This is a genomic window from Streptomyces corallincola (genome assembly GCF_019104725.1).
Lineage (GTDB): Bacteria > Actinomycetota > Actinomycetes > Streptomycetales > Streptomycetaceae > Streptomyces > Streptomyces corallincola.
On the sequence record NZ_JAHRXF010000049.1, the window covers coordinates 1 to 23,959 of the forward strand.

Sequence of the window (23,959 nt, forward strand, 5' to 3'; positions counted from 1 at the left end):
CCCCCAGGGGCAAGCACCCCCTCCCCCCCCCCGCCGCTCTCCCGTCCGGGCCCGCGGGCCAACCCCCCGGGCGCCCCGCCGCCGTCGAGGCTGTCGTACGACGCGCTCAGTGCGCCGTGGACGCGGTCCGGGCGGAAACACCCCGCGCGGGGCGCGGGTTGATCTGCCGTTCGGCCAACTCACCGAAGAGCAGCCCGAATCCGCCCCAGAGCACGGTCTGGATGGCGAGTGCCGAGAGACGGAACCGCCAGAGCAGGGCGGCGGGGAAGTCGTCCGGGACCTCGTTGACGACCGGGAGGAACGCGTAGGCGAGGCCGATGACGACCGCGAACGCGGCGACCGCGATGACCGTGGCCCACCAGGTGCCGAGGCTCGGGGCGAGCCGTTTGCCGAGCAGGGTCGCCGCGAGGGCGAGGAGCACGCTGAGCAGCATCATCAGGAAGTACAGGCCGGTCCGCCTGCCGATGGTGTCGGGGTCGCCGACGGACGGCGGGTTGGCCGGGTACTTCAGGAAGGGCACGACGTAGACGGCGAGCAGCGCGCAGCCGGAGAGCAGCAGCGCGGTGGCGCGGGGGCCGAAGCGGCCCACCCGGCCGAGGGCGAAGCAGAAGGCGAGCGCGGCGATGCCGCCGAAGGCGACCCCGTAGACGAGGACTCCGGTGGCGAGTCCGGCGGTGGACTGGAGCGAGCGGGAGACGACTTCCATCTCGTGCTCGTGGGAGTGGGCGTCCTCGAAGGCGATCGCCCGGTCCACACTCGGCTCACCGAGGAGGTAGGCGGCGACCAGACCGAGCAGACCGGCGACCAGGCCCGCCAGCATGCCCCGCACCAGGAGGTTTCGTACCGTTGCGTGGTTCATGGGTGTACGGCGTCCCTCGCGTCAGTGGCAGGGGAAGCCGAGCAGGTGGCGGGCGTCGTGCACCCACTCGTGGATGTCCGTGCCGTTGAACACGGAGGTGGCGCCCTGCTCGGCGCCGACGAAGTAGAGCAGGACCAGCATGAGGATGCCGAAGAAGACCGCCCACGGGGCTATGGCGGCCAGCGGCAGCTTCGCGGGAACGGCGGGGGCGGATACGGTCGGCGGTGCGACGGACTGCGCCATGTGGCAGTACCTCCTCTGGGAGTTCGCGTCCCATCTCGGTGGTGCGTGTGACGACGGCCACGGGTCTGACTCACGCCGCGCCCTCGCGGGGCGGCGCACACAGTGGCGCGACCGTGCCGGGTTTCCACCGGCTTCCGTCTCGCCGTCGTCGATATCCCACCGACCGTATCGTGCGCCGTGGGTACGGGCCAAGACCGCACGGAGTGTGGTGATCCACCTCTCGGCCGGCCGGTCCGGTCCGCGCCGCGCGCCGGTGGTGGAATGAGGCGGGGCGGTGTGCGCCGCCCCCGCCCGGGGAGCGGGCGTCCGTTGGGAGCAGGAGAACCATCCGTTGAACACCGCCGGTTACTACGAGCGCATCGACGAGCACCGCTACAAGCCGACTCCGCACGCCGGGGGTGCCTGGTCGCTGGACGAGCAGCACTTCAGCCCGCTCGGCGGTCTCGTCGCGCACGCGCTGGAGCTGCATGTGGCGGCCCGGCCGGGTCCGCCGCTGGTGGTCTCCCGGATCAGCTACGACATCCTGGGGCGGCTCGCGCTGGACGAGTGCGAGGTCCGGGTGGAGACCGTACGACCCGGCCGGACCATCGAGTTGCTGGAGGCGACGGTGCGGATCGCCGGGCGTGCCGTGGTGCGGGCCCGTGCCTGGCTGCTGGCGCCGGTGGACACCTCGGCCGTGGCGGGCGGCGGGGACGCGCGGCTGGCGCCGCCGGAGTCCGTCGAGCGGTGGCCGGTGGCCGAGTTGTGGCCCGGCGGGTACATCGCCTCGCTGGACGTACGTCCGCTGGCACCGCCGGAGCCGGGGCGTACGACCGCGTGGATCTCCTCGCCGCTGGACCTCGTGGCGGGCGAGCGGATCGGTGCGCTGGCGTCCTTCTGCACCTACCTGGACACCGCGAACGGGATCGCCGTACGGGAGTCGCCCACGGAGTGGATGTTCCCGAACGTGGATCTCACCCTGCACCTGCACCGCCAACCGGTGGGCGACTGGACGGGGTTGGACACCACGGTGGTGTTCGGTGCGGGTGGACAGGGGCTGACCAGCACCGTCCTGCACGATGTCGAGGGGCCGGTGGGGCGGATGGAGCAGATCCTCACCGTCCGCCCGCAGCCCGGCCGCTGACCGGCTCCCCCCGCTCACTCAGCCGCGGGCGGCGGCGAGTCCCAGTTCCCGTCCGGCGCCGCGCGGTGCGAAGAAGCGGTCCACGTCGGCATCCGCGACCAGGCTCAACCCGGCCGGATTCCAGCGCGGTTGGCGGTCCTTGTCGATGATCTGCGCGCGGACGCCCTCGACGAGGTCCGGGGTGTCCAGCGCGGCGCAGGACACCCGGTACTCCTGGTCGAGCACCTCTTCCAGCGAGCCCAGTCGGCGTGCCCGGCGCAGCGCGGCCAGGGTGACCTTCAGCGCGGTGGGCGAGCGGGTGAGCAGGGTCTCGGCGGCCCGTTCGGCGCCGGGGTCGCCGTGGGCGCGCAGCCGGTCGAGGATCTCCTCCACGGTGTCGGCGGCGTAGCAGGTGTCCGTCCACCCGCGTTCGGCGGCGAGTCGGGCCTCGGGAGCCGGGCGGGCGTGCCGGGCGACCGCGTCGGCGGCGGGCAGCGCGGCGAGGTCGGCCAGCAGCGCGGGCAGCGCCTCGGAGGGGACGAAGTGGTCGGCGAGACCGCAGAGTACGGCGTCACCGGCGCCGAAGTGGGCGCCGGTCAGGGCGAGATGGGTGCCGAGTTCGCCGGGGGCGCGGGAGAGCAGGTGGGTGCCGCCGACGTCGGGCACGAAGCCGATGCCGGTCTCGGGCATGGCGACGCGCGAGCGCTCGGTGACGATCCGGATGTCGCCGTGTGCGGAGATTCCGACACCGCCGCCCATCGTGATGCCGTCCATGACGGCGACGTACGGCTTGGCGCAGCGGGCGATGCGGGCGTTGAGGTGGTACTCGTCGTACCAGAACGCGGCGGACGCGGTGCCGTCGCCGTCGCGGGCGTCGTCGTGCACGGCGCGGATGTCGCCGCCCGCGCACAGGCCGCGTTCCCCGGCGCCGGTGACGACCACGGTCTCCACGGCCGGGTCGTCCTCCCAGGCGTCCAGTGTCCGCGCGATCCGGCGCACCATCTCGTGGTTCAGGGCGTTGAGGGCGCGGGGGCGGTTGAGCACGATGTGCCCGGCCCGGCCCTCGACGCGTGTCAGCACGGATTCCCCGCCGCTCATCCGGCCACCTCCGCCGATCCGCCTCGGCCCCTGACGACACCCATCTCCGCAGCTCCTTTCCGGTCCACCGGTCCCCCGCGACACGGACGATCTTCTCAGGCGCGCGGGGGTTTCCGGGGGCGGGACCGGGGCGTTCGCGGGGCGGGCCCGGTCGCCGTCGCACCTGCCCCGCCCGGACGGGCGCTCGCCGCAAGGCGGTTGGCACCTAGCTTAGGTTAGGCTAACCTTCACGACGTGCGAGCAGGTGAAGAGAGTTCCGCGTCCACCGTCCGGCGCGGCCATGAACTGTCCGCCACGGGGGTCACCGTGGCGTACGACGGTGTCGATGTCGTCCACGGGGCGGCCCTGACGCTGCGCCCCGGCGAGGTCACCGTGCTGGTGGGCCCCAACGGCAGCGGCAAGTCCACGCTGCTGCGCACACTGGCCCGGTTGCAGAGGCCGCGGGAGGCGTCGCTCTCCCTGGACGGCGACACCGACGCGCTCGCGCTGACCCCGCGTGACTTCTCCCGCCGGGTGGCCCTGCTGACCCAGGGACGGCCCACCCCGAGCGGGCTGACGGTGCGGGACGTGGTCGAGTTCGGCCGCTACCCGTACCGGGGCCGCTGGGGCAGGTCGGACCCGGACGGGCCCGGCGCCGTCGCCCGCGCCCTCGCGCTGACCGGCGTGTCGGAGCTGGCCGACCTCGGCGCCGAGCATCTGTCCGGCGGGCAGTTGCAGCGTGTCTGGCTGGCCGGGTGCCTCGCCCAGGACACCGGCGTGCTGCTGCTGGACGAACCGACCACCTACCTCGACCTGCGCTACCAGGTCGAACTCCTCGACCTCGTCCGCGACTTGGCCGACGACCACGGGATCGCCGTGGGCGCCGTCCTGCACGACCTCGACCAGGCCGCGGCCGTCGCGGACCGGATGGTGCTGCTGCACGCGGGTCGCGTGGTCGCCGCCGGGCGGCCCGAGGACGTACTGCTCCCCGAACAGCTCACCGAGGTGTACGGCATCCGTATCGAGACCGACACCGACCCTCTCACCGGCCGACCGCGCACCCGCGCCATCGGCCGTCACCACACGCGAACCGAAAGGTCCGGCACCACCCGATGACCCACGAGCCGATGAAGCGCCACCCGAAGCGGCACCGCCCGGCGAGACGCGCCCTGCTCGCCATGACGGCGACCACCGCCGCCGCGCTCGCCCTCGCCGCCTGCGGCACCACCGAGCCCGCCGCCGACGCGAAGCCCAGCACCGGGACCGCCTCGCAGAAGGCCGCCGGTCCGGTCACCCTCACCGACGCCACCGGCGCGCGCGTCACGCTGGACGCCCCGGCCAAGAAGGTCGTCGGCACCGAGTGGAACGTCGTCGAGAACCTGATATCCCTGGGTGTCGATCCGGCCGGGGCCGCCGACGTCAAGGGGTACAAGACCTGGGACAGCGCGGTGCCGCTGAAGAACGAGCCGAAGGACATCGGCACGCGCGGCGAGCCGAGCATGGACACCATCGCGGCCCTGTCCCCGGACCTGATCGTCGCCACCACCGACCTGCCCGCCGCCGCCCTGAAGCAACTGCGGAAGATCGCCCCGGTGCTGGAGGTCCGCTCGGCCGACGCCGCCGACCCGATCGGGCAGATGACGAAGAACCTGGACCTCATCGCCAGGGCCACCGGCACCACCGCGCGCGCCGCCGAACTGGAGAAGCAGTTCGACACCAGGCTCGCCGACGGGAAGAAGGCCCTCGCCGACGCCGGTCTCGCGGGCACCAAGTACGCCTTCGCGGACGGCTACGTCGTCTCCCAGCAGGTCACCGTCCGCCCGTACACCAGCGGTTCGCTGATCGGCGCGGTGAACGAGAGGCTCGGCCTGAAGAACGCCTGGAACGTCAAGGGCGACAAGGACTACGGCCTCGGCTCCACCGACGTGGAGGGCCTGACCAAGCTCGGTGACGTGCAGTTCGCGTACATCGGCAGCGCGGACGACAAGAACGCCACCCCCTTCGCCGGAGCCCTGGCCAAGGACTCGGTGTGGACGTCGCTGCCGTTCGTCGAGAAGGGCCATGTGCACCGGCTGCCGGACGGCATCTGGATGTTCGGCGGACCCCAGTCGATGGGCGCGTACGTCGATGGCGTCGTCGCGGCGCTGACGAAGAAGTAGCCCCGTGACCGTCACCGCGTCCGTCCCCGCCACCCCCGCAGGACCCGCCGGTCCGCACGGTCCCACCGGTCCGCACGGTCCCGCCCGCACCGCCGGGGTGGTCGCCGCCCGGCGGGGTGCGGGCGCGGTGGCGGTCGTACTCGTCCTGCTGGTCGCCGTCCTCGCACTGGTGGACATCACCCAGGGCACGGCCGCAGTGGGCGCCTCCGACGTGTGGCGGGCGCTCACCGGACGGGCGTCCTCCGGCGACACCTCGGTCGTGATCGCGTCCCGGCTGCCGCGCATGGCGGCCGGGCTACTGGTCGGCATCGCCCTGGGCGCGGCGGGCGCCGCGCTCCAGGCGGTCAGCCGGAACGTGCTCGCCTCCCCCGACACCCTGGCCGTGAACGCCGGTTCGTACCTCGCGCTCGGCATCACCGCCGTCACCGGGATCTCGCTGCCGCTGCTCGCGTCCTCGGGCGTGGCGTTCGTCGGCGGTCTCGCGGCGGCGGCCGTGGTGCTGGGGCTCTCCGGCCTGGGCGCGGGAACGGTACGTCTCGTCCTCGCGGGCAGCGCCCTCACACTCGGGCTGTCCGCCGTCACCGAGGGCCTGTTGCTGCTGTTCCCCCGGCAGACCGAGGGCCTCTACCAGTGGAACCAGGGCGGTATCGCGCAGAGCGGTTTCGGCGGGGTGCTCCAGATGGCGCCGGTCGCCGCCGCCGGGCTGGCCGGGGTGCTGCTGGTGGCCCGCCGGATCGACGCCCTCGCGCTCGGGGAGGACGCGGCGCGCGGCCTCGGTGTCCGTATCCGTTCCACCCGTGTCACCGTGGTCGTCTGCGCCGCGCTGCTCTCCACGGCCGCCGTCACGCTGGCCGGTCCGATCGGCTTCGTCGGACTGTGCGCCCCCGCGCTGGTACGGCCGCTCGCCCGCCGTTTCCGGGGCCTGACCCATACGCGTACGGCCATGCCGGTCGCCGGGCTCACCGGCGCGGCGCTGGTGCTCGGCTCGGACGTGCTGCTGCGGGCGCTGGTCCCGGCGGACGTGGCGGTCGCCGTGCCGACCGGTGTCGTCACCAGTCTGGCAGGGGCCGTGTTCCTCGTCGTCATGGCGACGCGGGTACGGCAGTCCCGCGCGACCGAGGCGCCCGACCGGCTCCGCATCCGCGGCCGGGCGGTGTTCGTGACGACGACCGTCGTGCTGGTCGCCGTGCTGGTGGCGGTCGCGGTCGCGGCCGTTCTGCTGGGCGACACCAAGCTGCTGCTCGGTGATGTCCTCAACTGGGCCGAGGGCAGGGCCGGTCGGACCGTCTCCTTCGTGCTGGACACCCGGCTGCCGCGTGTCCTCGCCGCGCTGCTCGCGGGCGGGGCGCTCGCCCTGTCCGGGACGCTCGTCCAGGCGGTCACCCGCAATCCGCTGGCCGAACCGGGCATCCTCGGTGTGTCCGGCGGGGCCGCCTTCGGTGCGGTGCTGCTGGTGACGACCGTGCCGCTCGCCGGGTCCTGGGGGCTCGCCGGTGCGGCCTTCGCGGGGGCGGCGGTCAGTTCGCTGCTGGTGTTCGGGCTCGCCGCGCGCGACGGTTTCCGGCAGGACCGGCTGGTCCTCGTCGGGTTCGGTGTCGCCACCGGCGCGAGTGCGCTGATCGGCCTTCTGATCATCCTCACCGATCCCTTCAACGCGACCAAGGCCCTGACCTGGCTGTCCGGTTCGACCTACGGCCGCACCCTCCCCGACGTGATCCCGCTGGCGCTGGTCCTCGCGGCGGCCCTGGTCTTCGCGGTCGTCCGGCGCCGGGAACTCGACCTGATCTCCCTCGACGAGGACACGCCCCGGCTGCTGGGGCTGGACCCCGCGCGTGGGCGCCTCGCGTTTCTCGGCGTCGCTGTTCTGCTCAGCGCCACCGCTGTCGCCGCCGCCGGGACCATCGGCTTCGTCGGGCTGGTCGCTCCTCACGCGGCCCGTGCGCTTGTCGGGCGGCGGCACGTTCGGGTTGTGCCGGTGGCTGTTCTGCTCGGGTCGGTCCTTGTGTGCGGGGCGGATCTGGCCGGTCGTACGGTGATCGCTCCCGCGCAGCTGGGGGCGGGTCTGATGACCGCGGTCATCGGCACGCCGTATTTCCTCTACTTGCTGCTGCGCAGCAGGCGTTGAGGGGACGGTTATTCGGGTGCGGGTTGTCGGGGGCCGGTCGCGCAGTTCCCCGCGCCCCTTGGGGAGTTGGACCTCAGGTCGGCTGCACGGTGCTGGCCGCCTTCGCCGGATTTCGGGTGCGGGCCGTCCGGGGCCGGTCGCGCAGTTCCCCGCGCCCCTTAGGGAGTTGGACCTCAGGTCGGCTGCACGGTGCTGGCCGCCTTCGCCGGATTTCGGGTGCGGGCCGTCCGGGGCCGGTCGCGCAGTTCCCCGCGCCCCTCGGGGAGTTGGGCCTCAGGTCGGCTGTACCGTGCCGCCTGCCTTCGCCTGGCTTCCGTCCCTTGTGGGTGAACCGCTAGAGCGTGCGGGCCCGTTCCAGGACTGAGGTCGCCAGTTCGCCCACTGGGCGGTCTGTCGTGTCGAGGGTGAAGTCCTCCACGCGGGCCCGGTCCAGGAGGTCTGCCAGTTCGCCGGAACGCTTCAGGTACCAGGGCAGTCGGTGCGGCTCGTTCGCGTGGCGGGCGCGCAGGCGGGCGTGGTTGGTGTCGAGGTCCACGCGCAGGCGGCACACCAGCAACTCGGCGCCCAGCGCGGCGGCGCACCGGTCCCGCTCCTCCGCGTTCTCGACCACCCCGGCGAGGACGAAGCGATTCACCCCGGCCGCGCGGTAGTTGAGGACGACGGACCGGAGATTCGCCAGCATCACGCGCGTGTTGAACGGATCGTCCACGGGCGGGGGCCAGGAGTCGCAGAGTGCGTCGAGGTCGATGACCGCGTTCGGCACTCCGGCGGACGCCAGGAGTTCGCCGATCCTGGTGGCGACCGAGGTCTTGCCCGCCCCGACCGTGCCGGTGAGGAGCAGGGCTTCGGGTACGGCGGCGGGATCGGTAGGCATGACGGTGATCCTATGGAAGCGACAGGCGTCCCGTGTGCGAGGCCCTGCGGGCGGCCGCGAGCAGCGCGTGGATCTGGGGGCCGACATGATCGACGTGCTGGACGGGAGTGCGGAAGGGCAGCCGCACGTCCCGGTGGGCGCGGGGGTCTTCGAGGCGCAGGGTCAGGCCGTGGCGATCGACGGCGACGGGGAGGACGCGACGCACTCCGGCGGGCGGTGCGGGCCGGACCAGGCGGAGCAGCAGGGGCACCAACTCGGCGTGCTCGTCCACGAGATGGGTGAGCATGCCCGCCTCGCAGGTGGCGAGGGGGTCGGGTTCGGCGGTCTCCAGTTCCCGGAGCGTCACGAAGGAGCGTCCGCCCGCGTCCTCCAGTACGGCCTGCCCGAACTCGACACACGTGCTGTCCCCGGCCGTCGTGTCGTACGGCCTGGCCAGCAGCCCGGTGAGGGTGACACGGGCGCGCAGCCGGTCCCGTACGGGGGTCGGGGCGATGTCGGTGAATTCGAGCCGCACGGGGACGGGGTTGGACGGGCGCGGCCCGGTGCCCTCGTACGGCGGGTGCAGATGGACGTGGCCCATCGCACCGGTGCCGTCGAGGCGGCGGACCTCGTGACGCCGTCCGTCGCTCACCACGGTCATCGAGTGGGCGGCGGCCAGGATCGAACGGACGCGCTCGGCGGCCGTCGGAACCGTGACGGGAATGGGGGTACGACGCATCCGGCCCTCCCGGAGCCCGAGTGACTTAGGTATGCCTAACCTAACCCATGACTCCGGAAGGTGACCAGGAGGCGCCCCACCCGCGAGGCCCCCTCCCGGGCCGCCCCGTCCGCCCTCAGCCCCAGAACGCCTGCGCCAGCGCCGCCCCGGTGAACGCGGCCCCGAGCCCCGCCACGATGCTCCCCACCCCGTTGGCCACGGCGAAGAACGTCGCTCCGCCCTCCGCGAGCCGCAGCGTCTCGTACGACAGCGTGGAGTACGTCGTGAGCGCTCCGCACAGCCCCGTGCCGATCAGGAGCTGCACGTTCGAGGGGACGGCGCCCGCCAGGACCGCGCCCGTGATCAGTCCGAGGGTGAGGCAGCCGACGACATTGACGGTGAAGGTGCCCCAGGGGAACACGGTGTCGTGCCGGGACTGCACGGCCCGGTCGGTGAGGTAACGGAGGGGGGCGCCGACCACGGCCCCGGCGATGACCAGCAGCCAGTTCACGAGCGCTCCTCCGCGCCTCGGCCGACGTAGCGGATGACCTCGCAGTCGTCGAGGATCACCAGCCCCTCCCCGACCAGTTCGTCCAGTTCGGGCAGGAAGGCGCGGACGCGTTCCTCGGTGTCCACGATGAAGATCGCCACGGGCAGGTCCTCGCTGAGCGAGAGCAGTCGGCTGGTGTGGATCAGTGTGCTCGCCCCGAACCCCTCGATGCCCCGGAACACGCTGGCCCCGGCGAGCCCGGCGGCGTGGGCGCGGTGCACGATCTCGGAGTACAGGGGCTTGTGGTGCCAGGTGTCGTTCTCGCCGACGAAGATCGTCGCGCGCAGCGCGGTTCCGGTCAGCCTCGTCATGACTGCCTCCACTTGATCGCCCGGCGGGCGAGGTTGGCCGTGGTCCAGACGGCCGCGAGCGCGGCGAGCATGGTCCCGGCCAGGTACAGCAGGCCGGTACCGGCCCGCCCGTGGCCGAACAGGCGCTGGATGTCCACCGCGTACGTGGAGAACGTGGTGAAGCCGCCGAGCACACCGGTGCCGAAGAACGGCCGGACCAGGCGGTGCGCCGCCCACAGGTCGGTGATGATGACCATGAACACACCGATGACACCGCAGCCAATCACGTTCACCCAGAACGTGGTCCAGGGGAAGGCGTTCGAGGCGTCGGGCCACAGCAGCACGGCGCCGTAGCGGGCGCAGGCACCGATGGCACCGCCGAGGGCGACGACCGCGACCACCGGCACCTGTCCGTCACGCAGCTCACGCCGCTGTGCGGGCATCCGGAGATCGACATCGGGGTCGGTGGGTTCGTCACGCACTTCCGAACGGGCCTCGCTCACACAACTCTCCCTACTCGCACGGCGCCCACGGTTCCGGGCACGCTCCATCGCAAGCAGGGACCGTTGGCGGCATGTCACCGCGGTTCGGGTACGGCGGGCCCCACCGCCGCGCGGCCCCAGAAGTGACCGCAGGTCCCAGCGTAACCCGACCGGCCGAGGGCTTCCCACCGGGACCGGACGACGAACCCGGAGCGGACCCGGTGCGGGGCCGGTGCGGACCCGGCGCGAAGACGGTGCGGGGCTTGGGGCGAGGCCCGAAACGCGCTGCGGGCATGCTCGGGGCACGGTCCGGGCGCGCTTCCGGCGGCGGTCCGGGGCGCGGCAGGGCCCCACCGGGGGCACGCGCCCCAAATGCGGTTGCCGCATGCCGACCGCACGTGTCACCGTTCCCCGGCCCCGCCCCTCACCCCACGACGAGGTCGTCACCGATGCCCCGCACCGCAGCCGTCCAGGAGTTCACCGTCGCCCACCTCGCGCGTCGGCCGGGCGCGGTCGAAGTGGGCGGTTTCGTCGCCGGTTTCGACCCGGCAACCACGAGTCCCTACGTCAACTACGCGACTCCAAAACCCGGTTCGGAGCCCACCGCCCAGGACGTCACCGCGCTGATCGCCGCCTTCCGTGAGCGCGGACTCGTACCGCGTCTGGAATTCGCCCCGGAGGCGGCGCCCGCCGTCGAACCGGCGCTGCGGAGGGCGGGGTTCGTCACCGAGGCACGGCACGAGGTGCTGCTCTGCACTCCGGAGACGCTGACCGTGCCCGCCGCCGGAGCCCCGGATGTCGAAGTCCCCTCCACCGAGGCAGAGTTCGCCGCTGTGGACGAGGCGCTGGCCGAGGCGTTCGGCGGGGAGTGGCCACCCTCGGCCGAGGGGGCGGCTCGGCTGCGGCGTACCGAGGAGAACGGCGGGGCGGTGCGGTTCGTCCGTGCCGGGGACGGGAGTTGCGCCGGTGCGGCCCTGTGCACGGCGCCCGCCCTCGGGACGGCGGAGCTGGCGAGTGTCGGCACCCGGCCCGCTCACCGGGGTCGTGGCGTGGCCGCCGCCGTGACGCACGCGCTGGCGCGCACCGCCTACGCGCGAGGTGCGGAGTCGGTGTGGCTGGAGTACACGGGCGAGGGGTCGCGGCGGGTGTACGAGCGGGTGGGTTTCCGGCCGCACAGCGGGCGCCTCTACCTGCGGCTCGACGGCTGACGGGGTCCGGCGCGGCGTTCTCGCGCGGTCCCGTGCGGGGCTCGGTGCTCGGGCGTACTCCGGTTACCAGAGGCTCCCCATCTCGCCCCGACCGGTGGCTCGTTGGGCAATCCCGTGGAGTGGTACGACTGGTCCGTCCACGCCGACTTCGCCGTCTGCTTCGCGGACTCCTTCGTCCCCGGTGAGAATCGGACGACCCCACTCCGCGACATGGCCGGGGATCTTCGCGGTCGGGTTCCCGATGGGCCCGGCGGGCCTCCCGTGCGTCCGGGCGGCGGGCGTTGGCGCTATCGTGGCGCCTTCGAACACGGCTCGGAGAAGGGATGTCGGCGTGGCGATGAGGGCCCTGCGGTCGGCGTTGGAGGCGGTCTACGTACGGCGTCTGAACCACAAGTTGGAGGGCCTGCCCCGGCCGCGGCACGTGGCCATCATGCTCGACGGCAACCGGCGTTGGGCGCGGGGCGCCGGTCACCAGGACGTGCGCGAGGGGTACCGGGTGGGCGGTGCCAAGGTGACCGAATTCCTGCGGTGGTGCACGGACGCGGGGATCAAGCACGTCACGCTGTGGATGCTGTCGGACGACAACCTGCACCGGCCACCGGCCGAACTCGGGCCGCTGCTCGACATAATCGAGGAGACCGTGCGGCGGATCTGCGCGGCGGGCGAGCCGTGGGAGATCGAGATCATCGGCGCGCTGGACCTGCTGCCCGGCAACACCGCGCGGGTTCTGAAGGAAGCGGCGTCCGACACGCACGGGCGCGGTGGCCTGAAGGTGGACGTGGCGGTCGGCTACGGCGGGCGGCGCGAGATCGTGGACGCGGTCAGGGCGGCCTTCGACAAGCACATCGGCGCGGGCGGCGACGCGCGTGAACTGGCCGCCGACTTCGATCTGGAGCACATCAGCGACAACCTGTACTCCCCGGCCGGACACGACACGGACTTCATCATCCGGACCTCGGGCGAGCAGCGCCTGTCCGGTTTCCTGCTCTGGCAGTCCGCCTACGCCGAGGTGCATTTCGTGGACGTGCTCTGGCCCGCGTTCCGTGAGATCGACCTGCTGCGCGCCCTGCGCTCCTACGCGGCCCGCGACCGGCGGTACGGCCGCTGAAGCATCCGGCGCGGCTCGGGGTGCGCGGCGGTCTCCGCTCCGTGGTGCGGCGGCCGCTCGCGGCAGAAGCCGAACTGCTCGACGGGCGGCCGTAGTCGGGACGGCGTGTTCGTCGTTGCTCCGGGTGTGGGACACGGGTGTGGGCACCGGGAACACCGACACACCGGAGGCGGGAGCGCCGCCTCTCCTCGCGTCCGTGTCCCGTTGGTGCGGTGGAATGGTGCGTGATCCGTAACAGGGGGATCGCCGGGGCCTTCGGGTCCGTCTCCGCATACGCACAGGGACGTCGGCGAGGGGCGGGGAACGGACGATGGCGCGGCACGGTGGGCGGGGCTGGCACGGCAGAGTGGTGGCGGCGGCGGTCGGGGTGACGGCGCTGGCCGCGGCGACCTCGGTGTGGACCGCGCAGGCGGGTCAGCCCCCCGCGCGGGGCGCGGAGCGGACGGCGGTGCGTCCGGCGGCACGGGAGGCGAAGCCGGTCTCCGCGGAGATCGCGCACGCCTCGGACGGCGGCGAGCACGCCGTGAACATCACCGTGGACGACGGCCCCGACCCCACCTGGACGCCCCAAGTGCTGGCCGTCCTCAAGGAGTTCGGGGTGAAGGCCACCTTCTGCATGGTGGGCCCGCAGGCCGAGGCGCACCCGGACCTGGTGCGCGCGGTGGTCGCGGCGGGGCACCGGCTGTGCGACCACTCGGTGGCGCACGACACCGGCATGGACAAGAAGTCCGAGGCGTACCAGGCGCGGCAGATCCTGGAGGCGGAGCGGCAGATCACGAAGGCGTCCGGTGGGGTGCGGCCGGTGTACTACCGGGCGCCGGGCGGCGCGTTCACGCCGTACAGCAGGCATCTGGCGGCCGGGCGCGGGATGCGTCCGCTGGGCTGGAACGTGGACTCCAAGGACTTCGAACGGCCGGGCACCGGCGCCATCGAGGCCACCGTGCGCGGCGAACTGTCCAACGGGCCGACCCTGTTGTTCCACGACGCGGGCGGCGACCGGTCCCAGACCGTGGCCGCGCTGCGGGACCTGCTGCCGTGGCTGAAGCAGCGGGGCTACACGTTCGGTTTCCCGGTCCGCTGAGCCGGGCCGCCGGACCTCCCGGCGGGCGGGGACGGACGGTTCAAAGGGTGGATACGTCAACGTGGCGTATTCCGAGCTGACTTCATCTCTTGACGGCTTTGGTGCAGACCTTTACGTTGCACCGCACGCCGGTGGTTCCGCCGCCGGCCGGTCGTGACGTGCATGCGCCACCCCCACCGTTCCGCCCCCACTCGACAGGAGCGTTCCGTGCACGGTGTCAGAGTTTCGACGACCCAACGCGGCCTGCGGCTTCTTCTGCTGCTCGCCGTGCTGTTCGGATTCGCGGCCACGCCCGCCCAGGCGACCGCCCGGCAGGTGTCCGCACCCTTCAAGGTGCTGGCGCTGTACAGCGGCGACTGGGACGCCGCGCACATCAGCTTCGAGAAGGAGGCGAACGTCTGGTTCCCGCAACAGGCCGCGGCCAACGGCTTCACGTACACCTCCAGCACCAACTGGGACCTTCTCGCCAACGGAGGAGTGAACGCCTACCAGGTGGTCATGTTCCTGGACAACCTGCCGCAGACACCCGCCCAGCAGAGCGGCTTCGAGTCGTACATGCGCAACGGCGGCGCCTACTTCGGCTTCCACGTCGCCGCGTACACCCACGAGGCCGAGAAGTGGGACTGGTACCACAACAAGTTCCTCGGCTCGGGCAACCACGTGAACAACACCTGGGAGCCGACTCCGGCGGTGCTCCGCGTGGAGGACCGTACGCACCCGGCCACGAAGAACCTGCCCGCCACGTTCACCGCGACCGCCAGCGAGTGGTACAGCTGGTCGAACGACCTGCGGAACAACCCCGACATCAAGATCCTGGCGTCCGTTGACCCGAGCAGCTTCCCGCTGGGCACCGACCCCAACCAGACCTGGTACAGCGGCTACTACCCGATCATCTGGACGAACACCAAGTACCGCATGCTGTACACCAACTTCGGCCACAACAAGATGAACTACGACACCAACACGGCGCTGTCCTCGACGTTCTCCAGCGAGACGCAGAACCGGTTCATGCTGGACGGCCTGAAGTGGCTCGGCACGGGCTCCTCCACCAGCCAGCCGCCGACCGGCGGTCCGATCTCGGAGACGTCCTGGTACTCCGTGGCCAACACCGGCAACGGCGCCTGTGTGGACGCGCGGGGCGCGGGGACGGCCAACGGCACGGTGGTCCAGCAGTACACCTGCAACGGCACCAACGCCCAGCAGTGGCAGTTCAGGTCCACCGACAGCGGCTATGTGCGGATCGCCAACCGGGGCGACGCCCAGCAGGTGGTGGACGTCGGCGACCGCTCCGTGGCGGACGGCGCGGGGGTGCAGCTCTGGTCGTACGGAGGCGGCACCAACCAGCAGTGGCGTGCGGACAAGGTGAGCGACAACGTGTACCGGTTCACCGCGCGGCACAGCGGCCGGTGCCTGACGGCCGCCACGACGGCGGGCGACGGCGTGCAGCTCACCCAGCGGACCTGTGACGGCTCGGCCGCGCAGAGCTTCCGTCTGGCGCAGCAGCCGTGACGCATCCGGCCGACTGGCGGAAAACCGCTGGTCGGCCGGTGGGCGCCGATGATGGGATGGCGCCGTGCGACTGGATGCGACAACTGCGGTGGACCGGGGCCGTCACCCCGGAGCGGCGACCCCCTGGGACGACGAGTCCTGGCGGGCCGCCGCCTTCGCGTGGGCCGGGGAACGACTCGACGACCTCGGGCTGCGGCCCGTCGGCCCGGTGGGGGTACGGGTGCGGCCGTGGTCGGTGCTGGTCCGCCTCCCGGTGTCCGGAGGGGACAGCGTCTGGTTCAAGGCGAACCCGCCCGCGAGCCGCTTCGAGGGCCCGCTGACGGCCGCGCTGTCCCGGCTGGCCCCGGAACACGTCCTGCGTCCGCTGGCCGTGGACGCCGGACGCGGCTGGTCGCTGCTCCCGGACGGCGGAACGCTCTTCCGGAACGTCCCGGCCGGGGAGACCGGCCCGCGCGACTGGGAGACGATGCTCGGGCAGTACGCCCGCCTGCAGCGCGCCCTCGTGCCGCACACCGCCGAGCTGGCCGCGCTCGGCGTCCCGGACGCCCGCCTCCCCCGCGTCGCGCACCTCTACGACGAGCTGCGGTCCGGGGTCGCGCCGGACCCCGGGGTCCGCGCCACGCTCGACGCGCTGCGCCCCCGTGTCGCCGACTGGTGCGCGGAGCTGGCCGCCCTGGGCGTGCCCGACTCCCTCGACCACGCCGATCTGCACGACGGGCAGATCTTCCGGCCGGTGCCGGGCCGGTTCACCTTCTTCGACTGGGGCGACGCCAACCTGTCGCACCCGTTCTGCGTGGTGCGCGTCGCCGCACGCACGGCCGCCGAGCGGTACGGCGACCGGGTCGTGCCCCGGCTGCTCGACGCCTACCTCGAACCGTGGACCGGGACCGGGCGGAGCATCACGGAGCTGCGCCGGGCGGCCGGGCTGGCCTGGCGGGTCGCGGCGCTGGGGCGGGCCCTGGCCTGGGGCCGGGTGTTCCCCGACCCGTCCGGGGTGCCGCCGCTCGCGGAGCACACCCTGGAGTCGCTGCGGGCGTTCGGGGAGGAGCCGCCGTACTGAGCGGCGGCTCCGGCGGGCTCGGGGAGAGTGCCGGGGACCGGATCAGCGGGCCCCGGCGGCCCGGCGGGCGTTGTTGTGGATGCGCAGCAGGTGCTTGGCGACCGCGCAGTGCGCTCCGTCGGCCCGGCACTGGCGGCAGGCACGCGCGTGCTGCTCGTAGGCCAGGCGCGCGGCGGCCACCGGGTCGCCGCTGCCGTCCGCGACGGCGCCGACTGCTTCATTGACAGAGGTCATGGGTCTCTCCGGGGCCGGACACGCCGCTGGACGCGCCCTTGTTGACTGACTGGTAACCCCCCGGAGCAAGGTGATCATGTTACTAACGGTAGGGGGAAACCGGCTGGTCGGCGGGGTCGCACGAGGGGATGTCAGCGCGGGGTCAGCGTCCCGTCAGCCCCCTCGGGCATCGTTCTTCTTGTGAGCGGCACGGGAAACCGGAAAGCCGGTCACAGGGAGAGGTGCCCGGAGTGGCTGATCGGGGACCGCAGAGCACGCCTCCAAGGTCGGGCCCCCCGGGGCCCACGCAGGTTCGAATCCTGCCCTCTCCGCCACAAAGCACACCGGCGCGCGGTCCGCGGCGCGCTCACGCACCGCCGCTGCTGTAGTTCCGCCACTCGGGGCCGACGCGCTTCCACTCCTCGTCCCACTCGGACATCCGGCGCCGCATCCGCACTCCGCGCACCAGCCACCCGCCGGTCCACACGGCGGCGCCGGTACCGGCCGCGACCAGGGCGCCGGTGAGCACCGACTGCAGCACCGCCTCTCCCCCGCTGACCGGCGGGGCCACCACATGGCCCGTACGGTCGGTCCACACGGTGAGCGTGCTGCCCGCCGGGGCGCCGGGGTAGACCTTGGCGCGGTCGGTGTGGACGGCGCCGTCCGCGTCGGTCCAGCGCACCCCGGCCCACACCCGCCCGTCGTCGTAGCCGTCGGAGCCGGGCGGGGTGCGGGAGGCGTCGTCGGTGAGGCTGGCGGTCACCGCCTGCACCTGGGCGCGCCGGACGGCGAACCCGGCGTCCACAGAGGAGGCGGCGAGCGCCCCGGCGACGATGCCGCCGAGGACGACGAGGGTCCAGACGACGAGGACGATCCACGCCTCGACGACGTCGCAGTGCCTGCGGAGCGGGTTCCGGCGCCAACGCCACCAGCGCGTGGGCGGTACCGCTCCCGTGGGAGGTGTCCGCGTCATCGGCCGCCGCCTCCTCTCGCGTGCCGGCGGTCGCGGCCGGACCCGGGGGGTCCGCACCGCGTCCGGCTGCTGCCGGTCGAGGTCCCGGTGACGGGGCGGCGCCGGTACGGAGCGGGCACCCGGCCGCCGAGTCACCCCACCATCGTGCACCTGTCGGCCGGTCCGTGCCGTCCGTACGGTGAAACCGCAGGTGGGAGCATGGATACGTGTCCGGTCACCGGCCCCGGCGGGGCACCGCCCACGTCGTCAGAGGCGGCTCATCGAGGTGATCGCGTACAGCAGCTCGGCGGCGGCCGTCGAGTCGCCCTCCTGCCCGGCCGCCGCGTGGCGCGGGGCGAGGTGTCCGGCGGCGAGGCGACAGAAGTCCACCTCGTCCAGGACGACGTGGCCGACGCAGTTCTCGGGACCGGCCGGGCCGTCGGGTCCGTCCAGCGGGAGGTACCAGTCGCCGCCGCTCTCGCCCTCGATCCGCAGCCGCAGGCTGCGCGCCTCCGCGCCCGGCTCGATCAACGGCAGCGGCGGGGAGGCGAGCCCCGCCTGCCGACGGGCGGCCAGGATCGACGGCAGCATCTGCACGGCGACCGAGATCAGCGTGCGCAGATGGTCCGGGACCGGCGGGGTGTACGGGTAGTCCACCGCGTCCGCGATGTCGGTGGCGTGAATCCAGGTCTCGAACGCCCGGTCGAGCAGGGCGAGCCGCAGCGGCAGCATCACGCCGTCGCCGTAGGGCACCGCGATGTCCGCGACACCGCCGCCCGCGAAGGAGCAGGTGCGGATCAGCTCGTAGGCGTGGTCGCGCCAGACCTCGCGCATGGAGTCGAGGTCGGGTGCGCCCTCGCCCGCCGTACCCTGGGCGATCTGCTGCCACAGCGCTTCGGTGCGCTCCCGCGGATCGGTGGTGCCGTCCTCGGCGGGCGCCGCCGGGTCGGGCAGGCCGAGGGACTTGGCGACCATGCCGTCCACCGCGAGCAGATGCCCGAGCACGCCCGCGACCGTGGTGTCACGGGTGGCGGTGTCCTCGTCCTGCATCCACTTCAGTTGCACGGGCGCGGACCACTCGTCGCCGGTGAGGTCGGCGAGCAGGGCGTCGAGCCGCGCGGTCTCGGCGTCGTAGGGCTGCGCGTACTCGGGTACGGAGACCTCGGGGCGCCGGGTGCTGAGGCAGGCGCCGATGACCTCGGCGCGCAGGCCGGGCGGCAGGTCGAGGTCCATGTGCGGGTGGAGGAGATCGACGGCGGAGCGGAGCTGGTCCGCCTCGGCCGTGCACTCGGCGCATCCGGTGAGGTGCGCGTCCACCTGCTTGTGCTCCTCCGGGGAGCAGGCCGACAGCGCCCAGGCTCCGAGGAGTTGCTGCACCCGTGTGTGGTCGAAGGAGTCGTCGTTCATTACCTGTCCTCCGCCCCGATACCGCCCGCTCCGGCAACCGATCGGAGTCCGGCTCTGAGGCAACGGAGCGTCTCCTCCTCCGAGATGCCCAGTTCGGACGCCGCCCGACGGTAGTCCCTGTGCCCGGTGTGCACGAGTTGAAGCACGGCCCGTACTCGCGTGGAGAGTGCGCCGAGGGCCCGGTCCGCCGCGATCCGCTCCGCGCGGGGCTCGGTGAACTCCGGTTCCGTGGGCGCCTGTCGGGGCGCCACCGGGCCGGGCCCGTCGCCCTTCGCGCGTTCGGCGACGCGCTCGCGGGTGTCCATCGCCAGCCAGGTCCCCAGTCGGTGCCGTGCGGGGTCGTACGTCTGCGGATGCTGCCACAGGTGGGCGAAGACCTCGGTCACGATCTCGCGGGCCGCCTTGTCCTCACCGACCAGCCGCGCGGCGATCGCGTACACGGACCGCGCGTGACGGTCGTACAGCTCACCGAGAGCCGCCGCTTCCCCACGGACCAGACGCACCTGGATACGACGCTCCCACTGCGCCGCTCGCTCCGGCGCACCGGTCATGACCCCACCCTCTCGCACACTCCGGCGATCTTGCTCCTCCTACGGTACCGAGGTGGGGGCGTGCGCGGGGCGTTTTCGCTCAGCTTGCCGTCAGCGGGCGGGGGGTGGGGTCAGCGGAACCCGCCACCGCAGTGTCGTACCACCGCTTTCGGGACTCAACGCCTCGAACACTCCGCCGAGTTGGTCCGCGCGTTCGGCCATGTTGCGCAGTCCGCCGCGGCGTCCGCCCGCGGGCAGTCCGACTCCGTCGTCCGCGACGGTGAGGGTCAGGCGGCCGTCCTCGGCGGTGACCGCGACGGTGGCCCGGGTGGCGCGGGCGTGCCGGGCGACGTTGGCCAGTGCCTCGGAGAGCACGGCGAGGGCGTGGTCGGCGACCTCGCGGGGCACGTCGGTGTCGATCAGACCCTCCATGCGGACGCCGGGCGCGAACCCGAGGGTGCGGGCGGCCCGTTCGGTGACGCGGACGACCCCGGCACGCAGTCCGGCGCCGGTGCGGCCCTCGCGGGAGCGGAGCCCGAAGATGGTCGAGCGGATGATCTTGATGGTCTCGTCCAGGTCGTCCACGGCGCGCAGCACCCGCTCGGCGGCCTCGGGGTGGTCGATGAAGCGGCCCGCGCTCTGCAGGGTCATCCCGGTGGCGAACAGTCGCTGGATGGCGAGGTCGTGCAGGTCGCGGGCGATCCGGTCACGGTCGGTGAGGACGGCGATCCGCTCGGCGTCGGCGCGCCGCTCGGCCAGTTCGACGGCGAGCGCGGCCTGGGCGGCGAAGCCCTGGAGCATCTCGGTCTCGGTGTCCGCGAACACCGGGCGGCCGGTCTCGCGGGCGAGCAGGACGACTCCGCGCACCCCGCCCCCGCCGGTGCCGATGGGGACGGCGACGGCGGGGCCGAGCCCGCGGAAGCGGACGGGTTCGGGGGCGATCCGCTCGTCCTCTCCCACGTCGGCGCTGGTGACGGGCGCGGCGGTGGCGAAGGCGAGGCCCATCAGGCTGTCGTGCGGGGAGAGCACCAGGCCCCGGTGGGCGGCGGCCTCCACGCCGACGGCCACGTCCACGACGAGCGCCCCGGTGGCGGGCAGCGGTACGGCGACGGCGGCGAGCGCGGACCCGGTGATCTCGCGGGCCCGGTCGGCGATCAGGGCGAGGGCGTCGCGGCGTTCGCTGCCGGACATCAGCAGGTGGGTGATCTCGGCGTTGGCCCGCAGCCAGCGTTCGCGCAGCCGGGACTCCTCGTAGAGCCGGGCGTTGTCGATGGCGACGCCCGCGGCGGTGGCGAGGGTGGACAGGACGGACTCGTCCTCGGCGTCGAAGGCGTGTCCGCCGCGTTTCTCGGTGAGGTAGAGGTTGCCGAAGACCTGTTCGCGGACCCGGATGGGGACGCCGAGGAAGCTGTCCATCGGCGGGTGGTGGGGCGGCAGTCCGTAGGAGGCGGGGTGCTCGGAGAGCTTGGCGAGCCGCAGCGGGCGGGGGTCGCGGATGAGTTCGCCGAGGATGCCGTGGCCCTCCGGGTACGGGCCGAGCCGGGCGATGGTCCCGGCGTCCACGCCCACCGTGTGGAAGGCTGCCAGCCGGGTGCCGTCGGGGCCGATGACGCCGAGGGCCGCGTACTCGGCATCGACCAGGACGGCCGCCGCCTCCACGATCGAGCGGAGAACCTGTTCCAGGTCGAGTTCACGGCCGACCGAGAGCATGGCCTCCAGCAGGCCGTGCACCCGGTCGCGGGTGCCGCGCGCGGCGTCGATCCGCGCCCGCAGCTCCTCCAGCAGTTCGTCGAGCCGCAGATGCGGGAGTCGCACCCCAGGCGCCCCGGAGCCAGTCACCACGGTCCTCCAGCTCCCCACACCCCGGCCGTGCGGGCCGGGCGGTCCTTCCGCCACGGTATCCGTCCGCGGGGCAGGGGGGCACGTCGGGCGGGGGCGGGGGGGGGACGGGTTTCCGGTGGGTCGGGGCCGGTCGGCCCTGGTGCCGGGACGGCGGTTCGGGTTCGCTGGGGTCATGCCCGAGAACCTCACCCCCCGGTCCGCCGCCCCCGCCACGGTCGTCCCGCTGCACGGAGAGATCGACGTGCTGAGCGCGGGCGCGCTGGCCCGGCGGCTGGACGCGCTGACCGACCGCCCCGGTGCCGACCTCGTGCTGGATCTGCGCCCGGTGGCGTTCATCGACTGCACGGGCCTGGGGGTGCTGTGCCGGGCGCGCGCCCGGGTGCTGGCGCGCCGGGGGCGGGTGCGGCTGGTGGCCGACAGCCCGATGTTCCTGCGGATGCTGCGCGCCACGGGCCTGCGGGACGTCTTCGAGGTCCTGCCCCGTGTCCCGGCGTACGCCCACGCCCGCTAGTGCTGTGACCGGAAAGGTCCACCGGCTCGTGGCGCCCGGCACGGCACCTCGCCGCGTTGTCGCCTCTCCCGAGTACATCCAGTACGCGGGAGAGGCTCCGCCTTGCGATGCACCGCACCGGACGCCACGAGGCTTCCGGCGAACCGTCCCGGTCACAGCACTGGCCGGGTGGGTGCCGGACGGCCCTGGCGCGGGTGGGGGCGCGGGGCGATGATCGTCGTGTACGCCGTACGGCGTGTCCTGTGGCGCTGGGTGACCCCGGGCCGGGCCGCCGCACGGGAACCGGCTGCGAGGGGACAGGGGAGCGACATAACCGGGACACGTACTTTCTCGGCGGAGCGGCCGATCCGGGTGTTCCTGCTGGACGACCACGAGGTGGTGCGCCGGGGTCTGGCGGACCTGCTGGACGGGGAGCCGGACATCGCGGTCGTCGGGGACGCGGACACCGCCGCGCACGCGCTGACCCGTGGTCCGGCGCTCCGTCCCGACGTGGCGGTGCTGGACGTGCGCCTCCCGGACGGCGACGGCATCTCGGTGTGCCGTGCGCTGCGCGACCGGATGCCGGGACTCGCGTGTCTGATGCTGACGTCGTTCGACGACGAGGACGCCCTGCTGGACGCGGTGGTCGCGGGCGCGGCGGGCTATGTACTCAAGCAGATCAAGGGCTCGGACCTGGTGTCGGCGGTGCGGACGGTCGCGTCGGGGCGGTCGCTGCTGGACCCGGAGAGCACGGCCCGCCTGATGCGCTCGCTGCGCGGGGCGCCGGAGGAGGAACCGGAGGTGGCGCGGGAGCGGGCCGCGCTGTCGGCGCTGTCCGCGCGGGAGCGGGACGTGCTGGCGCTGATCGGCGACGGGCTGACCAACCGGGAGATCGCCGGGCGGCTGTACCTGTCGGAGAAGACGGTGAAGAACCACATCTCCCGGCTGCTGGCCAAGCTGGGGGTGCAGCGCCGGGTGCAGGCGGCCGTCCTCGCCACCCATCTGGACGGACCGGACGCGGGCGGACGCTGAGCCCGGCGGGCCGGGCGCCCGACGACACGGGCGCCCCTCCGGTCCTCCCGCCCGCATGCCCGGTCCTGCCGTTCCGGGGAGCCCGCGTGCCCGTGCCGTGCTGGAATCGGGACATGTCCCTCGACGAACTGCGCGATCTCCTGGACCGGCACGCCCGCCCCGACTCGCGCACCGGCCTCGACGGGGTGCTGATCTCGAAGGTGACGCGGTCCGCGCCCCCGGCGCCCTCGACCACGGGCACGGTGCTGGCGGTGATCGCGCAGGGTACGAAGCGGCTGGCGCTGGGCGACCGGGTGTACGAGTACGGCGCCGGGCAGTTCCTGGTGGCCTCGGTGGACCTGCCGGTGACCGGACATTTCACCGAGGCGTCCCCGGAGGTGCCCGCGCTGGGTTTCGGGCTGGTGCTGGAGCCGTCGGCGGTGGCCGAGCTGCTGCTGGCGGCCGGGCCGGGCGACCTGCCGAGGGAGGGCACGGGACCGGTGCCGGGGATCGCGGTGAGCGACGCCCCGGCGGAGCTGCTGGACGCGGTGGTACGGCTGCTGCGGCTGCTGGACCGGCCGCACGACCGTGCGGTGCTGGCTCCGCTGCTGCGCCGGGAGATCCTGTGGCGGCTGATCAGCGGCGAGCAGGGCGCGCCGGTGCGGCGGCTGGGGCTGGCGGACAGCGGGCTGCGCCATGTGGCGCGGGCGGTGCGCTGGATCAGGGAGCACTACGCGGAGCCGTTCCGGGTGGCGGACGTGGCCCGGCTGAGCGGGATGAGCGTGTCGGCGTTCCACCGGAACTTCCAGGTCGTGACGGCGATGAGCCCGATCCAGTTCCAGAAGCAGATCCGGTTGCGGGAGGCGCGGCTGCTGCTGGCGGCGCGTCCGCACGAGGTGACGGCGGTGGGGCAGCGGGTGGGCTACGACAGCGCGTCGCAGTTCGGCCGGGAGTACCGGCGGCAGTTCGGGGCGCCGCCGAGCCTGGACGCGGCCCGGCTGCGGGTGTCGGCGTGCGCACCGGTGGCGGCGCTGCCCTGAGCGGCAAGGGCGGGCGGGCCGGTGCGGGGAACGCCGGAGGCGCCCGGCGC

25 protein-coding genes and 1 pseudogene are annotated in these 23,959 nt (G+C 73.4%); 13 read left to right on the top strand and 13 right to left on the bottom strand.

Features of this window, described 5'->3' with window-relative positions:
• Positions 1 to 106: 106 nt before the first annotated feature.
• A complete protein-coding gene (locus KUM39_RS23855; RefSeq protein WP_217787814.1) occupies positions 107 to 859 on the bottom strand; it encodes a CbtA family protein in 753 nt (250 codons plus the stop codon).
• Positions 860 to 880: 21 nt separating this feature from the next.
• A complete protein-coding gene (locus KUM39_RS23860; protein WP_217787815.1) occupies positions 881 to 1,102 on the bottom strand; it encodes a CbtB domain-containing protein in 222 nt (73 codons plus the stop codon).
• A 331-nt stretch (positions 1,103 to 1,433) separates the two neighbouring features.
• Here KUM39_RS23860 and KUM39_RS23865 point away from each other — a divergent pair, with 331 nt between their 5' ends.
• Complete coding sequence (locus KUM39_RS23865) at positions 1,434 to 2,225, top strand: thioesterase family protein (RefSeq protein ID WP_217787816.1); 792 nt, start codon at positions 1,434 to 1,436, stop codon at positions 2,223 to 2,225.
• A gap of 18 nt (positions 2,226 to 2,243) precedes the next feature.
• Here KUM39_RS23865 and KUM39_RS23870 read toward each other — a convergent pair whose 3' ends face one another.
• The gene (locus KUM39_RS23870) at positions 2,244 to 3,302 is read right to left on the bottom strand and encodes an enoyl-CoA hydratase/isomerase family protein (RefSeq protein WP_217787817.1); all 1,059 of its coding nucleotides are present in this window, start codon (positions 3,300 to 3,302) and stop codon (positions 2,244 to 2,246) included.
• Between the two features lie 234 nt (positions 3,303 to 3,536).
• On the opposite strand from KUM39_RS23870, the gene KUM39_RS23875 reads away from it, so the two are divergent.
• The 3 genes from KUM39_RS23875 to KUM39_RS23885 are packed head-to-tail and all read left to right on the top strand — an operon-like array spanning position 3,537 to position 7,565.
• Complete coding sequence (locus KUM39_RS23875; RefSeq protein WP_217787818.1) at positions 3,537 to 4,397, top strand: ABC transporter ATP-binding protein; 861 nt, start codon at positions 3,537 to 3,539, stop codon at positions 4,395 to 4,397.
• An 11-nt stretch (positions 4,398 to 4,408) separates the two neighbouring features.
• Entirely contained in the window at positions 4,409 to 5,440 is a 1,032-nt protein-coding gene (locus KUM39_RS23880) for an iron-siderophore ABC transporter substrate-binding protein (RefSeq protein WP_217787846.1), read from the top strand.
• Positions 5,441 to 5,444: 4 nt separating this feature from the next.
• The gene (locus tag KUM39_RS23885; protein ID WP_217787819.1) at positions 5,445 to 7,565 is read left to right on the top strand and encodes an iron ABC transporter permease; all 2,121 of its coding nucleotides are present in this window, start codon (positions 5,445 to 5,447) and stop codon (positions 7,563 to 7,565) included.
• Between the two features lie 334 nt (positions 7,566 to 7,899).
• Here the strand turns inward: KUM39_RS23885 and KUM39_RS23890 are convergent, their stop codons facing one another.
• The 5 genes from KUM39_RS23890 to crcB (KUM39_RS23910) all read right to left on the bottom strand — a co-directional run bounded on the left by KUM39_RS23890 (position 7,900) and on the right by crcB (KUM39_RS23910) (position 10,419).
• A complete protein-coding gene (locus tag KUM39_RS23890) occupies positions 7,900 to 8,439 on the bottom strand; it encodes an ATP-binding protein (RefSeq protein ID WP_217787820.1) in 540 nt (179 codons plus the stop codon).
• 10 nt (positions 8,440 to 8,449) lie between these two features.
• Positions 8,450 to 9,157 carry a DUF2470 domain-containing protein gene (locus KUM39_RS23895; RefSeq protein WP_217787821.1) on the bottom strand — a complete coding sequence of 236 codons (708 nt, stop codon included), beginning with the start codon at positions 9,155 to 9,157 and terminating at the stop codon, positions 8,450 to 8,452.
• A gap of 115 nt (positions 9,158 to 9,272) precedes the next feature.
• The gene (gene crcB / locus KUM39_RS23900) at positions 9,273 to 9,647 is read right to left on the bottom strand and encodes a fluoride efflux transporter CrcB (RefSeq protein WP_217787822.1); all 375 of its coding nucleotides are present in this window, start codon (positions 9,645 to 9,647) and stop codon (positions 9,273 to 9,275) included.
• Positions 9,644 to 9,997 carry a DUF190 domain-containing protein gene (locus KUM39_RS23905; protein ID WP_217787823.1) on the bottom strand — a complete coding sequence of 118 codons (354 nt, stop codon included), beginning with the start codon at positions 9,995 to 9,997 and terminating at the stop codon, positions 9,644 to 9,646. Before KUM39_RS23905 ends, crcB (KUM39_RS23900) begins: the two co-directional genes overlap by 4 nt.
• Entirely contained in the window at positions 9,994 to 10,419 is a 426-nt protein-coding gene (gene crcB, locus KUM39_RS23910) for a fluoride efflux transporter CrcB (RefSeq protein WP_246620647.1), read from the bottom strand. The genes KUM39_RS23905 and crcB (KUM39_RS23910) overlap by 4 nt, the downstream gene beginning before the upstream one ends.
• A 488-nt stretch (positions 10,420 to 10,907) precedes the next feature.
• Here crcB (KUM39_RS23910) and KUM39_RS23915 point away from each other — a divergent pair, with 488 nt between their 5' ends.
• The 5 genes from KUM39_RS23915 (at position 10,908) to KUM39_RS23935 (ending at position 16,424) form a co-directional block, all read left to right on the top strand.
• Positions 10,908 to 11,666 (top strand): GNAT family N-acetyltransferase, encoded by a 759-nt coding sequence (locus KUM39_RS23915; protein ID WP_217787825.1) that lies wholly within the window; start codon positions 10,908 to 10,910, stop codon positions 11,664 to 11,666.
• A 337-nt stretch (positions 11,667 to 12,003) separates the two neighbouring features.
• Positions 12,004 to 12,774, top strand: a complete 771-nt coding sequence (locus KUM39_RS23920; RefSeq protein ID WP_217787847.1) for an isoprenyl transferase — start codon at positions 12,004 to 12,006, stop codon at positions 12,772 to 12,774.
• 310 nt (positions 12,775 to 13,084) lie between these two features.
• Positions 13,085 to 13,855: a polysaccharide deacetylase family protein gene (locus tag KUM39_RS23925; RefSeq protein ID WP_217787826.1), complete on the top strand. Its 771-nt coding sequence runs from the start codon at positions 13,085 to 13,087 to the stop codon at positions 13,853 to 13,855.
• A gap of 207 nt (positions 13,856 to 14,062) precedes the next feature.
• Positions 14,063 to 15,364 carry a ThuA domain-containing protein gene (locus tag KUM39_RS23930; RefSeq protein WP_308288220.1) on the top strand — a complete coding sequence of 434 codons (1,302 nt, stop codon included), beginning with the start codon at positions 14,063 to 14,065 and terminating at the stop codon, positions 15,362 to 15,364.
• Positions 15,365 to 15,428: 64 nt separating this feature from the next.
• Complete coding sequence (locus KUM39_RS23935) at positions 15,429 to 16,424, top strand: phosphotransferase (protein WP_308288221.1); 996 nt, start codon at positions 15,429 to 15,431, stop codon at positions 16,422 to 16,424.
• 42 nt (positions 16,425 to 16,466) lie between these two features.
• On the opposite strand, the gene KUM39_RS23940 is transcribed toward KUM39_RS23935, so the two are convergent.
• Positions 16,467 to 16,658 carry a hypothetical protein gene (locus KUM39_RS23940; protein ID WP_217787852.1) on the bottom strand — a complete coding sequence of 64 codons (192 nt, stop codon included), beginning with the start codon at positions 16,656 to 16,658 and terminating at the stop codon, positions 16,467 to 16,469.
• A gap of 215 nt (positions 16,659 to 16,873) precedes the next feature.
• Here KUM39_RS23940 and KUM39_RS23945 point away from each other — a divergent pair.
• Positions 16,874 to 16,972: pseudogene (locus tag KUM39_RS23945) on the top strand.
• Between the two features lie 32 nt (positions 16,973 to 17,004).
• On the opposite strand, the gene KUM39_RS23950 reads toward KUM39_RS23945, so the two are convergent.
• The 4 genes from KUM39_RS23950 to KUM39_RS23965 all read right to left on the bottom strand — a co-directional run bounded on the left by KUM39_RS23950 (position 17,005) and on the right by KUM39_RS23965 (position 21,341).
• Positions 17,005 to 17,610 (bottom strand): Rv1733c family protein, encoded by a 606-nt coding sequence (locus KUM39_RS23950; protein WP_217787828.1) that lies wholly within the window; start codon positions 17,608 to 17,610, stop codon positions 17,005 to 17,007.
• A gap of 246 nt (positions 17,611 to 17,856) precedes the next feature.
• Positions 17,857 to 18,996 (bottom strand): zf-HC2 domain-containing protein, encoded by a 1,140-nt coding sequence (locus tag KUM39_RS23955; RefSeq protein WP_217787829.1) that lies wholly within the window; start codon positions 18,994 to 18,996, stop codon positions 17,857 to 17,859.
• Complete coding sequence (locus tag KUM39_RS23960) at positions 18,996 to 19,547, bottom strand: RNA polymerase sigma factor (protein ID WP_217787830.1); 552 nt, start codon at positions 19,545 to 19,547, stop codon at positions 18,996 to 18,998. The genes KUM39_RS23955 and KUM39_RS23960 overlap by 1 nt, the downstream gene beginning before the upstream one ends.
• 90 nt (positions 19,548 to 19,637) lie before the next feature.
• Complete coding sequence (locus KUM39_RS23965) at positions 19,638 to 21,341, bottom strand: sensor histidine kinase (RefSeq protein WP_308288222.1); 1,704 nt, start codon at positions 21,339 to 21,341, stop codon at positions 19,638 to 19,640.
• Between the two features lie 199 nt (positions 21,342 to 21,540).
• On the opposite strand from KUM39_RS23965, the gene KUM39_RS23970 reads away from it, so the two are divergent.
• From KUM39_RS23970 to KUM39_RS23980, 3 genes are all read left to right on the top strand, one after another.
• Positions 21,541 to 21,879: an STAS domain-containing protein gene (locus tag KUM39_RS23970; RefSeq protein ID WP_217787832.1), complete on the top strand. Its 339-nt coding sequence runs from the start codon at positions 21,541 to 21,543 to the stop codon at positions 21,877 to 21,879.
• Between the two features lie 309 nt (positions 21,880 to 22,188).
• The gene (locus tag KUM39_RS23975) at positions 22,189 to 22,890 is read left to right on the top strand and encodes a response regulator (protein ID WP_308288224.1); all 702 of its coding nucleotides are present in this window, start codon (positions 22,189 to 22,191) and stop codon (positions 22,888 to 22,890) included.
• 113 nt (positions 22,891 to 23,003) lie between these two features.
• On the top strand, positions 23,004 to 23,909 hold the full coding sequence (locus tag KUM39_RS23980; protein WP_217787834.1) for an AraC family transcriptional regulator: 906 nt from the start codon (positions 23,004 to 23,006) through the stop codon (positions 23,907 to 23,909).
• The last annotated feature ends 50 nt before the right edge of the window (positions 23,910 to 23,959 follow it).

Excerpts from the sequence above, each read along its gene's own strand:
- KUM39_RS23860 (WP_217787815.1), bottom strand. The coding sequence starts at position 1,102 with ATGGCGCAGTCCGTCGCACCGCCGACCGTATCCGCCCCCGCCGTTCCC.
- KUM39_RS23880 (WP_217787846.1), top strand. The coding sequence starts at position 4,409 with ATGAAGCGCCACCCGAAGCGGCACCGCCCGGCGAGACGCGCCCTGCTC.
- KUM39_RS23855 (WP_217787814.1), bottom strand. The coding sequence starts at position 859 with ATGAACCACGCAACGGTACGAAACCTCCTGGTGCGGGGCATGCTGGCG.
- KUM39_RS23915 (WP_217787825.1), top strand. The coding sequence starts at position 10,908 with ATGCCCCGCACCGCAGCCGTCCAGGAGTTCACCGTCGCCCACCTCGCG.
- KUM39_RS23950 (WP_217787828.1), bottom strand. The coding sequence starts at position 17,610 with ATGACGCGGACACCTCCCACGGGAGCGGTACCGCCCACGCGCTGGTGG.
- KUM39_RS23970 (WP_217787832.1), top strand. The coding sequence starts at position 21,541 with ATGCCCGAGAACCTCACCCCCCGGTCCGCCGCCCCCGCCACGGTCGTC.
- KUM39_RS23955 (WP_217787829.1), bottom strand. The coding sequence starts at position 18,996 with ATGAACGACGACTCCTTCGACCACACACGGGTGCAGCAACTCCTCGGA.
- KUM39_RS23940 (WP_217787852.1), bottom strand. The coding sequence starts at position 16,658 with ATGACCTCTGTCAATGAAGCAGTCGGCGCCGTCGCGGACGGCAGCGGC.
- KUM39_RS23905 (WP_217787823.1), bottom strand. The coding sequence starts at position 9,997 with ATGACGAGGCTGACCGGAACCGCGCTGCGCGCGACGATCTTCGTCGGC.
- KUM39_RS23925 (WP_217787826.1), top strand. The coding sequence starts at position 13,085 with ATGGCGCGGCACGGTGGGCGGGGCTGGCACGGCAGAGTGGTGGCGGCG.
- KUM39_RS23870 (WP_217787817.1), bottom strand. The coding sequence starts at position 3,302 with ATGAGCGGCGGGGAATCCGTGCTGACACGCGTCGAGGGCCGGGCCGGG.
- KUM39_RS23960 (WP_217787830.1), bottom strand. The coding sequence starts at position 19,547 with ATGACCGGTGCGCCGGAGCGAGCGGCGCAGTGGGAGCGTCGTATCCAG.
- KUM39_RS23980 (WP_217787834.1), top strand. The coding sequence starts at position 23,004 with ATGTCCCTCGACGAACTGCGCGATCTCCTGGACCGGCACGCCCGCCCC.
- KUM39_RS23890 (WP_217787820.1), bottom strand. The coding sequence starts at position 8,439 with ATGCCTACCGATCCCGCCGCCGTACCCGAAGCCCTGCTCCTCACCGGC.
- KUM39_RS23895 (WP_217787821.1), bottom strand. The coding sequence starts at position 9,157 with ATGCGTCGTACCCCCATTCCCGTCACGGTTCCGACGGCCGCCGAGCGC.
- crcB (WP_246620647.1), bottom strand. The coding sequence starts at position 10,419 with ATGCCCGCACAGCGGCGTGAGCTGCGTGACGGACAGGTGCCGGTGGTC.
- KUM39_RS23920 (WP_217787847.1), top strand. The coding sequence starts at position 12,004 with ATGAGGGCCCTGCGGTCGGCGTTGGAGGCGGTCTACGTACGGCGTCTG.